The organism is Aeromonas sp. S5(2024), from assembly GCF_041403025.1.
GTDB lineage: Bacteria > Pseudomonadota > Gammaproteobacteria > Enterobacterales > Aeromonadaceae > Aeromonas > Aeromonas hydrophila.
Genome location: NZ_JBGLRI010000002.1, coordinates 13,305 through 26,092 on the forward strand (window position 1 = coordinate 13,305; position 12,788 = coordinate 26,092).

Consider the following 12,788-nt stretch of genomic DNA (forward strand, 5'->3'; position numbering starts at 1 on the left):
CGGGCCCGTTTTTTTATGCGCAGCTGAAATGAGGCTCAAAAGCCCGAGCCAGGTTGCAGCAAGAAGGCGGCCTCCTCGGCCGTGTCCTGGCGGCCCAGGATGGCGTTGCGGTGGGGGAAGCGGCCAAAACGCTCGACGATCACCTGATGGCGGCGGGCAAAGTCGGCAAAACCGGCGAAGGTCTCCCGCGCCGGGCCGTCTGCCTGCTCGGCCGCCAGCCCCTCGAACAGGGTCACGCTTCTGGCCTGCTGCTCGCGGGATTCGGCGTGCTCCAGCGGCAGGTAGAAAAAGACCCGCCCCAGCGGTGGCAGCGCCAGATCCGCCCCCAGAGAGAGCCCCTTGAGGCAGAGATCCCGCGCCTTGGCATCCTGGGCAAAGGCGGCGGGGGTGCCACGATGGATGTTGCGCGGCAGCTGGTCCAGCAGCAGGATAAGGGCCAGCCGGCCCTCGGCCGCGTCGGCCCAGTGGGCGAGCTCGCCGGCGGCGGCGGCCAAGTCACCGAAGCGGCTGGCGAGCAGGGCGTCGGTGTCGCTGTTTTTGCCCCACCAGAGGGGCGCTTGGCGTTTGGCGCGGGTGACGTCGTCGGTCTCTTCACCAAACCAGAATGTGATCAGCGGTTGCCAGGGTTGCATGGAATACTCCTTGGGCCTGCGGGCACCGGATGAATCAAGGCCAAATGACCCTGCTGTGGTTGCTGCCGAACGGGCGGCTTCTCGTTACACTGTGCCATCTTTTCCCGCAATAGGGATCCCCCTTCGGCCGGAACCGGTTGGCCGGTCCTGTCGGATGACATGGCCAATGTACTCGATGGGTGGCGCTGATGATGTGGCCAACAAGGGCGTGGTGTACTGCGGGAAGCTCTCTTCTACTGACATAAGGATTCTCTGATATGGCCGGAACCAGTTTGTTGGCCCTGCTCGACGATATTGCCAGCGTGCTCGACGACGTGGCGCTGATGACCAAGCTGGCGGCGAAGAAGACCGCCGGGGTGCTGGGGGACGATCTGGCCCTCAATGCCGAGCAGGTCTCCGGGGTGCGCGCCGAGCGGGAGCTGCCGGTGGTGTGGGCGGTGGCCAAGGGGTCGTTTCGCAACAAACTTATTCTGGTGCCCGCCGCCATCGCCATCAGTGCCCTGGTGCCCTGGCTCATCACCCCGCTCCTGATGCTGGGGGGCGCCTACCTCTGCTTCGAGGGGGCCGAGAAGCTGGCCCACAAGTTTCTGCCCCATGAGGCGAGTGAGGGGGAGGCGTACACCGCACCCATTCCCGATGATTTGGTGGCGTTTGAACAGCAGAAGATAAAGGGGGCCATTCGCACCGACTTTATTCTGTCGGCCGAGATCATCGTCATCGCCCTTGGCACGGTACAGGGGGCGAGCCTGGCGCTGCAGCTGTCGGTGGTGGCGGGCATCGCCCTGCTGATGACGGTGGGGGTCTACGGCCTGGTGGGGCTCATCGTCAAGCTGGACGACATCGGCCTGCACCTGCTGCAAAAGCCCGATGGCAGTGCCCTGCGCCGGGCAGTGGGGCAGGGGCTGCTGGTGACGGCGCCGCGGCTGATGCACCTGCTGGCACTGGTCGGCACCATCGCCATGTTCATGGTGGGGGGCGGCATACTGGTGCACGGCTGGCCTTTTGTGCATCACCTGATTGAAGGGGCCGCCACCGCCGTGGCTACTCTGCCTGCGGTCGGCGCCGCCCTCGCGCTGGTGACGCCGACCCTGCTCAACTCCGTGGCCGGTGTGGTGGCCGGGCTGGTGCTGGTGCTGGCCATGACCCTGGTGAGCAAGCTCAAGCCCGCCAAATAGTGGCAGCGGGCTGACCCTCGTGGGGCATATCCCTGCGGTGGGGGTCATCCCGTCAGATACTGTCTCGTCTGTTGCCTCGGATGGGGGCTAGGCAAGGGCCTGCCCCCTTCGTACTATCCGGCAGACACCCGCTCACAGAGGCGGGGTCAGCCCACATGGACGCAAACAGACAAGGAAGGTCATGAAACCACCCGTTTGGCTGGATGATCACATCTATGCCGCCCCCGACTGCCCGGCGATCGACGCCGATTTCCAGCGTGCCCGCGAAGCCCTTAACCGCCTGCCACCCCTGCTGGATGAACTCACCAAGACCAACGACATCAATGCCTTGCGCCATCTGCTTCGGGCCATCAGGGCCTGCTGGCGCGAGGTGCGCCGGCTGGAGTGGAACTGCCAGACCTACGGCTACAACCGGCTCAGCCGGGATGGGCGCGACGAGGCGGCCCGTGTGCTGCTCTCCCGTGGCCAGCAGCTGCAGGCGAGCCTGGCCCAGCTTTGCAAGCCGGTGACCCTGTTCTGGGTGCGCGCTCCCGAGGAGCAGGTGCGTGCCCTGCTGCAGGATCCCGAGCTGTTCGAGCTGGCCTACGCCATTCGCCACGACCGGCGCCAGCAGGATCAGTGGTTGTCGCTCGAGAGCGAGCAGCTGATCGCGGGGCTGAGTGTGGACGGCCTGCAGGGGTGGGGGGATCTCTACGACAACCTGGTAGGAAGGCTCAGGCCGGTGGTGGAGGGGCAGCCCATGGGGCTGGCCCAGGCAGATAACCTGCTGGCCCATCCGCAGCGGGCGCGGCGCGCCGCCGCCTGGCACGCCATCCAGGCTGCCTGGGGGGCGGAGCAGGAGACGGTGGCCGCCATCCTCAACGCCATCAACGGCTGGCGCAACGAGTTGGCTCGCCAGCGTGGCAGAGCACGCAGGTGGGATGCGCTCGACGTTTCCTGCCATCAGGGACACCTGGAGCGGGTCACCCTGGAGACCCTGATGAGGGCGGCCGGCGAGCACAAGGAGCTGGGGCGACGTGCCCTGCGCGCCATGGCCTGCGCCCAGCAGATTAGTGATTTCGCCCCCTGGGATCTCTATGCCCCGGCGCCGGCTGCGACGAGCGGCCTGATCAGTTTCGAGCAGGCGCTGGCCCTGGTGGCCGATGCCTTCGCCGGCTTTGACCCCGAGATGGGGGCCTTTGCCCGCATGATGGCGGCCAATGGCTGGATTGACGCCGCCCCGAGCGAGCACAGGCGCAGCGGTGCCTACAGCACCGAGTATGCCGATCCGCCCGAGCCGCGGGTGTTTCTCACCTTCGAGGGGACCCTGGACAACGTCATCACGCTCGCTCACGAGTTGGGCCACGCCTGGCACAGCTGGCTGCTGCGGGAGTTGCCGCTGGAACAGCGTGACTACCCCAAGACGCTGGCGGAGACCGCCTCCCTGTTTGCCGAGGCGCTGGTGCGCGATGCCCTGCTGGCGGCCACCGACAACATGGAGCAGCGTCGGGCCATCGCCTGGCTGGACGGGGAGCGCGCCGCCAGCCTGCTGCTCGACGTGCCGGCCCGCTTTACCTTCGAGCGGGCCCTGGTGGCGGCGCGGGAGCAGGGCTACGTGGGGGCCGGCCAGCTGCGGCAGATGATGAAATCGGCGCAGCAGCAGTGGTATGGTGACACCCTGAGTCAATATGACGAGCTGTTCTGGGCCAGCAAGGGCCACTTCTCCATCGCCGAGCTCGGGTTCTACAACTACCCCTATCTGTTTGGCTACCTGTTTAGCTTGGGGCTCTATGCCCAGCAGGCGCGGGCGGGGCGCGAGTTCGTCCACGCTTACCGGGAGCTGCTGCGCGACACCGGCCGCATGAGCGCAGAAGAGCTGGTGGAGAAGCATTTGGGGGTCGACATCCGTGAGCCCGCCTTCTGGCAGGAGAGCCTCGATTATGTGGAAGAAGCGGTCGCCCGCCTCGAGCGGCTGGTGTAGGCAGCACGGCGGTTTTTATCCTGGTGGCGGGCCCTGTGGCTCGCCACGCGCATTCAAAGGGGCTCGGCCCCGCAACCTGATACGAGCATTTGATGCAGCAACGAATCTACCCACAACAGTGGCAAAACCAGCATATCTATCCCGCCCTCGACTGCCCGCAGGTGGCCGCCGATCTCGCCCTGGCGCGCGCCGGTGTGGACGAACTCGGCCTGTTCATCGAGGGGCTTGGCGCCGTGCGAGCCAATGCGCAGGCGCTGCAGGATTTCTTGCGTGAAGTGCGGCTGCGGGCCCAGCGCATTCGAAACATCGGCTGGAACCTGGCCGTGCTGGCAGCCTGTCAGGGCAGTCAGGATGCCCGCGACGAGCTGGCCAAGCAGCTGGCTTCCCGTGCCCGCGCCCTCAATGCCGATCTGTTCAAGACCCTGGCCCCGGTCGAGGATCTGATGCTGGCCCTGCCGGAGGCTGAATTTGAGCAGCTGATGGCGGACTCCCTGCTGGGGGAGGAGGCGTACCGGCTGCGTCACGAGCGCCGCTTGCAGGATCAGCGCCTGCCGGTGGAGGCGGAGCAGCTGGTGATCGGTCTTGGCACCGACGGCCTGCACGCCTGGGGCAACCTCTACAACGATCTGGTGGGCAAGATCCGGCTGGTGATCGATGGCCGCGAGATGGGACTGGCCGAGGCGAGCAACCTGCTCTCCAGCCCGCTGCGGGCCCTGCGCCGGGAGGCGTTCGATGCCATCAGCGCCGGCTGGGAGGGGGAGCAGGAGACGGTGGCCGCCATCCTCAACGCCATCAACGGCTGGCGGCTTGAGCTTTCGCGCCAGCGTGGCCGCAGCCGCCAGCTCGATGCGCTCGACCTCTCCTGCCATCAGAGCCATATCGAGCGGGCGACCCTGGATACCCTGATGCAGGAGACCTGGCGTGCACGCGGGCTCGGTCAGCGGGCGCTGGGGCTGATGGCCGAGCGCCTCGGCATCGAGGAGCTGGGGCCGGAGGATTTGTTTGCCCCGCCGCCGGCCGCGGTGAGCCGCGAGATCCCGTTCGAGGAGGCCATCGAGATCATCGCCGAGGCGTTCTCCCGTTTTGATCCCGAGATGGGCGAGTTTGCCCGCATGATGGCCGAGAAGGGCTGGATCGATGCGGCGCCCACCCCCAACCGGCGTACCGGGGCCTACTGCACCAAGTTTGCCGAGCCGGTGGAGCCGCGGGTGTTCATCACCTATGCCGGCACCATGGACAACGTCATCACCCTGGCCCACGAGCTCGGCCACGCCTGGCACAACTGGCTCATTCGCGATCTGCCCATGAGCCAGCGCAGCTACCCCATGACGCTGGCCGAAACCGCCTCCATCTTCGCCGAGACCCTGGTGCGCAGTGCCCTGTTCGAGCAGGCGCAGACCCCCGAGGAGCAGCAGGCCATCGCCTGGGCGGAAGCCGACGGCGCCGCCACCTTCCTGGTCAATATCCCGGCCCGCTTCGATTTCGAGCGTGCCCTGGTGGCGGAGCGGGCGGCGGGCTATGTCTCGCCGGCGCGGCTCAAGGCGCTGACCGACGAGGCCTGGGGCCGCTGGTATGAGCAGAGCCTGTGCCGCTATCACCCCCTGTTCTGGGCGGCCAAGGCGCACTTCTCCATCGCGGGCTTGGGTTTTTACAACTACCCCTACCTGTTCGGCTATCTGTTCAGCCTCGGCGTCTATCAGCAGCTGATGCATCGCCAGAAGGCGGGGGAACAGAACGTGGCCCAGGCCTATCGCGACCTGCTGCGCGATACCGGCCGCATGAGCGCCGAAGATCTGGTGGTCAAGCACCTGGGCCAGGACATCCGCCAGAGCGCCTTCTGGCAGGGGAGCCTGGCGCTGGTGGAAGCGGCGGTGGAGCGTTTCGCCCAGACTCGCGGCTAACACAGGCTTGCTGAATGAAACCGCCGGGCCGCCATGCTGTCCGGCGGTTTTTTATGGGGTGGATTTGCCTGGCTGCGGCTGAGCGGGCGGGCGCACCGGCCCCACCAGCAGGGGCCTCGGCTGGTGGCGCAGGTCCGGCTGGTAGCCGTTGAAAAAGAGGTTGAGCAGCACCGAGCTGAGGGTGGCCAGCAGGATGCCGCTGTGAAACAGCGGTTGCAGGGCGGCGGGGAAGTGCTGGAAGAAGTGGCCGGAGACGGTGGGGATCATGCCTATCCCTAAGCTGATGGCGACGATATAGAGGTTGTGGCGATTGCTGTTGTAGTCGGCCCTGGCCAGGATGCGGATGCCGGTAGCCAGCACCATGCCGAACATGACTATGCCGGCGCCTCCCAGCACGAAAGGGGGAATGGAGGCGACCAGCACCGACATCTTGGGCACCAGGCCGAAGGCGAGCAGGATTCCCCCCGACATGACGCAGACCCAGCGGCTCGACACCCCGGTCACGCTCACCAGCCCGATGTTCTGGGAGAAGGAGGTGTGGGGGAAGCTGTTGAAGATGCCGCCGATGATGGTGCCGATGCCATCCACCCGCAGGCCACGCACTATGTCACCCCGGCTGGCCGGGTGGCCGACGATGTCGCCGAGCGCCAGAAACATCCCCATCGACTCGATGAAGGTGATCAGCATGATGACGGTGAGGGTGGCGATGGAGATGGGAGCGAAGGTGGGCCAGCCGAAGGCGAACGGCACTATGGGGGCGAACCAGGCGGCTTCACTCAGGCCGTCCAGGCTCACTTCTCCCATGGCAATGGCCACTCCGAAACCGAAGATGATCCCGAGCAGTACCGAGATGTTGCTGAAAAAGCCCTTGGTGAAGCGGGTTACCAGCAGGATGAAGGCCAGCACCAGAAAGCTGGTGCCGATGTAGCGCAGGCTGCCGTACTCGGGGTTGCCCTTGCCCCCCGCCATCCAGTCGATCCCCACCTGCATGATGCTGATCCCGATAGAGGTGATAACCACCCCGGTCACCACGGTGGGGAAGAGCGGCATCAAGCGGCCGATGAGCGGCACCAGCAGGGTGGAGAGGATGCCGGCGGCGATGGTGGCGCCGAAGATGCCGGTGAGCCCCAGCGCCGGGTTGGCGCCGATGGCCAGCATGGGCATGACGGCGGCGAAGGTGACCGACATGATGACCGGCAGGCGGATCCCGGCGAAGCGGCCGATACCGAGGCACTGCAGCAGGGTGACGATGCCGCAGCAGAAGAGATCCGAACTGATGAGATAGGATATTTGATCTTTGGGCAACCCCAGGCTGCCGCCGATGACCAGCGGCACCGCCACGGCGCCGGCATACATCACCAGCACATGCTGCAGGCCGAGGGTAAAGAGCTGGCCGGGGGGGAGCAGGCGCTCTACTTCGTCGATGGCGCGGCCCTTGGCCGCCCCGGGGGGCTGGGTCTGGTTCATGAACAGATCACTCCTTGCGACCCGGCGGCAAGAGCCGGGCAAGATGGGGCAGGCTGGCTGCCCCGTTCATGGATGGGGTCCGGGTCGCCCTGGATCCGGCCGCGCAGGCGAAGGTTGCCTTCACGCGGTATCGCAGAGTGAGTGCAGGAACCGTGCTCAGTCGGTATGCATGGGTGTCTGTTGGCCCTGTTCATGCGCATTTTTGCAGGCGGGATCACGCTTGCACGCGCCGATGACTGACAATCGTTTGCCAGTCGATGGGGCCGGGCTTTCAGATTGGTAGCCCGGTTATCATTTCGGTCGGCCGGGCTCTCAGATTGATAGCCGGCAGCGGACGGTTGCGCACCGTCTGGTTTCATCCGTAACCGAGGGCGTGATCCAAAGCAAGAAAGTAGGATGTTTTGGTGGCGCAGGGCCCCGCCGCTGGGGTAGTTTCGATAAAACCGACACAGATCCTGAGGTCTTATCCATGATCATCTATCTGCATGGCTTCGATGCCACCAGCCCGGGCAATCACGAGAAAGTGCTGCAGTTGCAGTTTATTGATGATGATGTGCGTTTCGTGCACTACAGCACGGTTCACCCCCGTCATGACATGAGCCACCTGCTCAAGGAAGTGAAGAAGCAGCTCGACATGAGCACCGATCCCAAACCCCTCATCTGCGGGGTGGGGCTGGGTGGGTACTGGAGCGAGCGCATCGGCTTCCTGTGCGGCATCAAACAGGTGATCTTCAACCCCAACCTGCACCCCGAAATCACCATGCAGGGCAAGATCGACCGACCGGAAGAGTACGAGGATATCGGCACCAAATGTGTGTCTGAATTTCGTAGTAAAAATTCAGGAAATTGCCTCTGTATCCTTTCCGTTCAGGATGAAGTGCGCGATAATGGCGAAACTGAGCGTGAATTGAAGAATTATTACAACATCGTGTGGGATGAGCGAGAGACGCACAAGTTCAAGAACATCTCTCATCACCTGCAACAGATGAAGGCTTTCAAAGAAGCCTGATTGATCGTCACGTCATGGATTCAACTATCAAGGGAGCCGATGGCTCCCTTCGCTTTAATGGAACCGAGGTAATTAACCATGACCAATATTGTTGTCGTCGGCGGCGGTGCCGGCGGTCTGGAGCTGGCCACCAGCCTGGGCCGCAAGCTGGGCAAGAAGAACAAGGCCAAGATCACCCTGGTTGATCGCAACCGTACCCACCTGTGGAAACCCCTGCTGCACGAAGTGGCCACCGGCTCCATGGACGCGGGTATCGACGCCTTGAGCTACCAGTCCCACGCCAAGAACCACGGCTTCGACTTCCAGCTGGGTACCCTGACCGACATCAAGCGCGACGAGAAACGCATCGTGCTGGGGAAGATCGTCGACGATAACGGCGACATCGTGGTCAACGAGCGCGAGCTGCCCTACGACTACCTGGTGATGGCCATCGGTTCCGTCTCCAACGACTTCAACACCAAGGGCATCAAGGATCACTGCATCTTCCTGGACAGCCCCACCCAGGCGCATCGTTTCCACAACAGCATGATGAACCGCTTCCTGCAGTTCGCCACCGAATACCAGCCGGGCGACAAGGTGAAGATTGCCATCGTCGGCGGCGGCGCCACCGGTGTCGAGCTCTCTGCCGAGCTCTACAACGCGGTCGAGCAGCTCTATGCCTACGGTTTCAAGAATCTGACCACCGACAGCCTGAAGGTGACCCTGGTGGAAGCGGGCCCCCGCATCCTGCCGGCGCTGCCGGAGCGCATCAGCGGCGCTGCCCATCAGGAGCTGGTCAAGCTCGGCGTGGACGTGCGTACCGCCACCATGATCACCGAAGCGACCAGCGAGGGTCTGCACACCAAGGATGGCGAGCTGATTGAAGCGGACCTGATGGTGTGGGCAGCCGGTATCAAGGCGCCGGATTTCATGAAGGATATCGCCGGTCTTGAGACCAACCGCATCAACCAGCTGGTGGTGAAAGAGACTCTGCAGACCACCCGTGACGAGAACATCTTCGTCATCGGTGACTGCGCCGCCTGCCCGCAGCCGGACGGCAAGTTCGTGCCGCCGCGCGCCCAGTCCGCCCACCAGATGGCGACCCAGGCGTTCAAGAACATCCTGGCCAAGATGAACGGTGGCGAGCTCAAGCCCTACCTCTACCACGACCACGGTTCGCTGGTATCCTTGAGCCGCTTCTCCACCGTGGGCAGCCTGATGGGCAACCTGATGCGCGGTTCCATGATGGTGGAGGGCTACATCGCCCGTCTGGTTTACATCTCGCTCTATCGGATGCACCAGATTGCCCTGCACGGCTACGTCAAGACCGGCCTTATCATGCTGGTGGGCCGCATCAACCGGGTGCTGCGCCCGACCCTGAAGCTGCACTAAGCCGCCTGGGGCAAATGTGGCGGGGCGGCAATGCCCCCGCGCACCATGAAACGCGCACTATGAAAAAGGAGAGGCCCTGGCCTCTCCTTTTTTGTTGCGGGCGTATCAGGAGGCGTCCACCTGCAGGGTGCGCACCTCGGTGAGGGCAGCGGTGAAGAACAGCCGCGCCAGCTCCGGATCTCCTTGCCCGGCATCGCGGGCGACGTTGGCAATGTCGCCGCCGAGCAGGGTGATGGTGTTGCCCACCTTGCTCACCCGATCGATGAGGGAGCCGAACTGCTGGGAGAAGGCCGTCGTCTGGCCGAGGAAGCCTTGCTGACGCTGGATCTGCCCCTCAATCTGGTTCACCTGTCCCTCCAGGCTGCTCACCTTGTTCTGGGTCTGCGTCAGGGTGACGGCCAGGGCGATGAGGCCCGGCAGTCCCAGCAATCCCAGCCCCAGCAGGTAGAGTTTTTTCTTGTTGAGGGAGTCGAGCTCCTGCCGGGCACCGTCCAGGTTGGATTGCAGCCCGGCGATGGTGGCTTGCAGCTCCACGCCGATCCGTTGCAACGCTATGTTGTCTTGCGTGATGCGATCGTTGGCGGTCTGGCTGGCGGTCAGGGTCTGGGCGGTCAGGGTCTGGATGGGGGCGATCTCTTGCTGGACTAGATCGACGAACGCCTTGAGCGCATCGGGGTTGAAGGGGCCGGTATTGGCCAGCTGCTGGGTCAGTTGCAGCTCCAGGCGGGCAGCAAATGCCAGGACCTGCTGCTGCATGGTTTGCACCTGGGGCAGCAGGGCCGCGACCACCTCACCGACGTTCTGCTGGATGTTGATGGCGTTTTGCGGCAGACCGCTGAAGGACTGAATGGTCGCTTCGGCCTGCTGCATGTTGGCAATGGATTGGGAAAGAATGCCGTTGCTCATGGGATCTCCTTATGAAAGAGGGCGGCCAGGCCGCCCTCCCGGGGTTTAGGCGGCCAGGCGCGCCACGAAGTTGGCGATGGTGTCGGTCTGCGGCACTTGCAGCGGGCTCACCCCGGCCATCTGGGCCTTGATGGTGGTCACGTCGGTGAGCACCGTCTTGACCGTGGTGTCGGCGGCGGTCAGCCAGAGCTGACGGATGTCGTCGCCGCTGGTGATCCCCTTGTCCAGGTCGGTGATCAGGCTGCCCAGATCGGAGGTGAGGGAGTCCCAAGCGTTGCTCATCTGGGTGGCGGCGGTGACGGCGTTTTGCGCCTGTACCTGCAGCCCCTTGTAGCCGTTGCCGATCTGGGTGGCGATCAGCACCTCGCTGTTGAGGCTGCTGCGTTTCTGGTACAGATCCTGGCGGGCGCCCAGCGAGTTGTGCAGCACTATGGCGCCAGCCGTGATACCGCCGGCTCCGGCCACCATCATGGCAACCCCGCCGATGACCACCGGGGTCGAGGTGCCGGCGGTCACGAAGTCAGCCACGGCACCGATGGCGGTGACGAAGGCGCCACCAATCACCAGCAGCCCCCCGGCGACGATGCCGGCGATGGCGCCGTCGATGGCCGCGTTCACCTTGTCGATGTCGCCGTTGAGCTGGGCGAGCACCCCGTTATCCCCCTGCACCTTGCTGTTGAGGTTCACCACGATCCCCTGGAAGTTGCTGGAGTCGGTGATGAGGTTGTTGTTGAGATTGACGATCACCAGGCGGGTGTCGGAGGAGAGCCGCTGATATTCGGTGGCCTGCTCCTTGATGACGCTCAGCTGCCGGAGCCACTGCGCCTTGGTGGAGCCGGGCGGCAGCACGGCCGGAATGGCGTTTTGCAGGGCAAAGTAGTTGGAGATGTTGCTGATGTTGGTGATGATCTGCGGCTGGATGGTATTGAGATAGAGGTCGGCGTGCCCCTTCGCCAGCTCGAGCCCCTGGTTGATCTGGGTCTGGTTGTCCTTGAGGTTCGGGAACTGGCTGAAGTCCACCGGCACCTGCTGCTTGACGCTGTTGCAGTAGGTCTGGATCTGCATGGCTTGGGAAGCCTGGTTGGCCATACCCTGGTCCATGGTAATGGTTGTTGCGTTGGTCATTTGGCGTGTCCTTGCGTGGTGGGATTAAGCGTCGGGCAGGATGCCGTTGCCGGCGTAGGCTGCCTTGATGTCGTCAACCTGGCTCGAGAGCAGCTGCCAGGACTGGGTGTTGAGCGCCACGGTGCGTCGCAGCTGGCGTACGTCGTCGGGGCTGTTGAGGTCAGTGACCACGGGCACGGCCCCTTGGTAGGCGTCGGCCACCTTCTGCCAGCCTGCGGGCAACTGGGTAACGGTGTCGGCAACCCGGCTGTAGGTGTCGACAAACAGCTGGTTTTGCGCCTGTACCGACTTGGCCACGCTCAGCAGGGTGTTGGTGGCAGCCAGCGCCTGATAGGCCTGGGCCAGCTTGTCGGTGTTGGTCTTGAGCTCGCGGGCCGCCTGGCTGGAGCCTGCGATGCCGGAGGAGAGCGCCTCGAGGCCGGAGATCATGTACTGGGTCTGCTGATCGGTCTCTTTGGCTATCTCCTGCGACGTGGCGGGTTTGGCCCCCTTGTCGGCCGGTTTCTGCTCCAGTGTCAGCGAGGTGACGATGGCTCGCCCCAGCTGGTTGACGCCCTCACCGGCCTTGCCACCCTCATCGACGATCGCCTGGATATTGGCGGCAATAGCCTGGTTGAGGGTGTCAATGATCTCGGTCTGACGCTTGGCGTCGGCCATCAGATCCTGCTCGAGCTGGGTGATGACGTCGTTGAACTGCGTCATCAGGGGGCGCAGGGAGCTCCAGGCCACCTGCACGCGGGTATTGAGTGCCTGGGCATTGAGCCGGTAGCTCTGGGACTGATCGACGAGGGACGTCAGTTGCTGTCCCAGCCGGGCCCCACCCGCGAGAACGGTGGCGTCGTCTTCTTGACCCAGCAGGCGGTTGAACGCGGCGACCAGGGCGTAGAAGTTGGAGCCGTTGCTCAGCAGGTGGATAAGGCCGGACAGGTTGGTCTGCTGGTAATAGCGTGCCTGATTCATCATCTGGGCCTGGTAGGCCTCGATTTTTACCGCGAGGGTGGAGTCGATCTCGCTGTTGGCCAAGGACTGCTGCATCAACAGCAAGTTCGCATAGGTCTGGTTGAGCAGGGCGGGTGAGGTCGCCGACAGGTAGGCGGCCAGCAGACCTTGATCCCCCAGATCCAGGGTGGCGATCGTGGTCATGACATGGTCTCCATAGCGTTGTCGGCGAGCGAGCTGGTGGGGGAACATGCCCCCAGTGCGAGGGTGGGGTGAGGTAGTCGGGTATCCTGCTGCATCATG

10 protein-coding genes are annotated in these 12,788 nt (G+C 64.1%); 5 read left to right on the top strand and 5 right to left on the bottom strand.

What is annotated here, in order from left to right; all coding sequences use genetic code 11:
- Positions 1–35: 35 nt before the first annotated feature.
- A complete protein-coding gene (locus ACB032_RS03950) occupies positions 36–632 on the bottom strand; it encodes a DUF924 family protein (RefSeq protein WP_371137393.1) in 597 nt (198 codons plus the stop codon).
- Positions 633–889: 257 nt separating this feature from the next.
- Here ACB032_RS03950 and ACB032_RS03955 point away from each other — a divergent pair, with 257 nt between their 5' ends.
- The 3 genes from ACB032_RS03955 to ACB032_RS03965 all read left to right on the top strand — a co-directional run bounded on the left by ACB032_RS03955 (position 890) and on the right by ACB032_RS03965 (position 5,668).
- On the top strand, positions 890–1,807 hold the full coding sequence (locus ACB032_RS03955) for a DUF808 domain-containing protein (protein ID WP_371137394.1): 918 nt from the start codon (positions 890–892) through the stop codon (positions 1,805–1,807).
- Between the two features lie 181 nt (positions 1,808–1,988).
- Positions 1,989–3,767 (top strand): M3 family oligoendopeptidase, encoded by a 1,779-nt coding sequence (locus ACB032_RS03960; protein WP_371137395.1) that lies wholly within the window; start codon positions 1,989–1,991, stop codon positions 3,765–3,767.
- A 92-nt stretch (positions 3,768–3,859) separates the two neighbouring features.
- On the top strand, positions 3,860–5,668 hold the full coding sequence (locus ACB032_RS03965; protein ID WP_371137396.1) for a M3 family oligoendopeptidase: 1,809 nt from the start codon (positions 3,860–3,862) through the stop codon (positions 5,666–5,668).
- A 51-nt stretch (positions 5,669–5,719) separates the two neighbouring features.
- Here the strand turns inward: ACB032_RS03965 and ACB032_RS03970 are convergent, their stop codons facing one another.
- On the bottom strand, positions 5,720–7,135 hold the full coding sequence (locus ACB032_RS03970) for a nucleobase:cation symporter-2 family protein (RefSeq protein WP_371137397.1): 1,416 nt from the start codon (positions 7,133–7,135) through the stop codon (positions 5,720–5,722).
- Between the two features lie 469 nt (positions 7,136–7,604).
- Here ACB032_RS03970 and ycfP point away from each other — a divergent pair, with 469 nt between their 5' ends.
- Together ycfP and ACB032_RS03980 are read left to right on the top strand one after the other, a co-directional pair.
- Complete coding sequence (gene ycfP, locus ACB032_RS03975) at positions 7,605–8,144, top strand: alpha/beta hydrolase YcfP (protein WP_016351064.1); 540 nt, start codon at positions 7,605–7,607, stop codon at positions 8,142–8,144.
- A 78-nt stretch (positions 8,145–8,222) separates the two neighbouring features.
- Positions 8,223–9,515: an NAD(P)/FAD-dependent oxidoreductase gene (locus tag ACB032_RS03980; protein ID WP_011706404.1), complete on the top strand. Its 1,293-nt coding sequence runs from the start codon at positions 8,223–8,225 to the stop codon at positions 9,513–9,515.
- Between the two features lie 105 nt (positions 9,516–9,620).
- Here ACB032_RS03980 and ACB032_RS03985 read toward each other — a convergent pair whose 3' ends face one another.
- Genes ACB032_RS03985 through ACB032_RS03995 form a run of 3 tightly spaced genes read right to left on the bottom strand, consistent with a single transcriptional unit; the run spans position 9,621 to position 12,689 of the window.
- Positions 9,621–10,421, bottom strand: a complete 801-nt coding sequence (locus ACB032_RS03985) for a hypothetical protein (protein ID WP_371137398.1) — start codon at positions 10,419–10,421, stop codon at positions 9,621–9,623.
- Between the two features lie 45 nt (positions 10,422–10,466).
- On the bottom strand, positions 10,467–11,546 hold the full coding sequence (locus ACB032_RS03990) for an HBL/NHE enterotoxin family protein (RefSeq protein ID WP_371137399.1): 1,080 nt from the start codon (positions 11,544–11,546) through the stop codon (positions 10,467–10,469).
- Positions 11,547–11,570: 24 nt separating this feature from the next.
- Positions 11,571–12,689: a hypothetical protein gene (locus ACB032_RS03995; RefSeq protein WP_371137400.1), complete on the bottom strand. Its 1,119-nt coding sequence runs from the start codon at positions 12,687–12,689 to the stop codon at positions 11,571–11,573.
- Positions 12,690–12,788 lie beyond the last annotated feature (99 nt).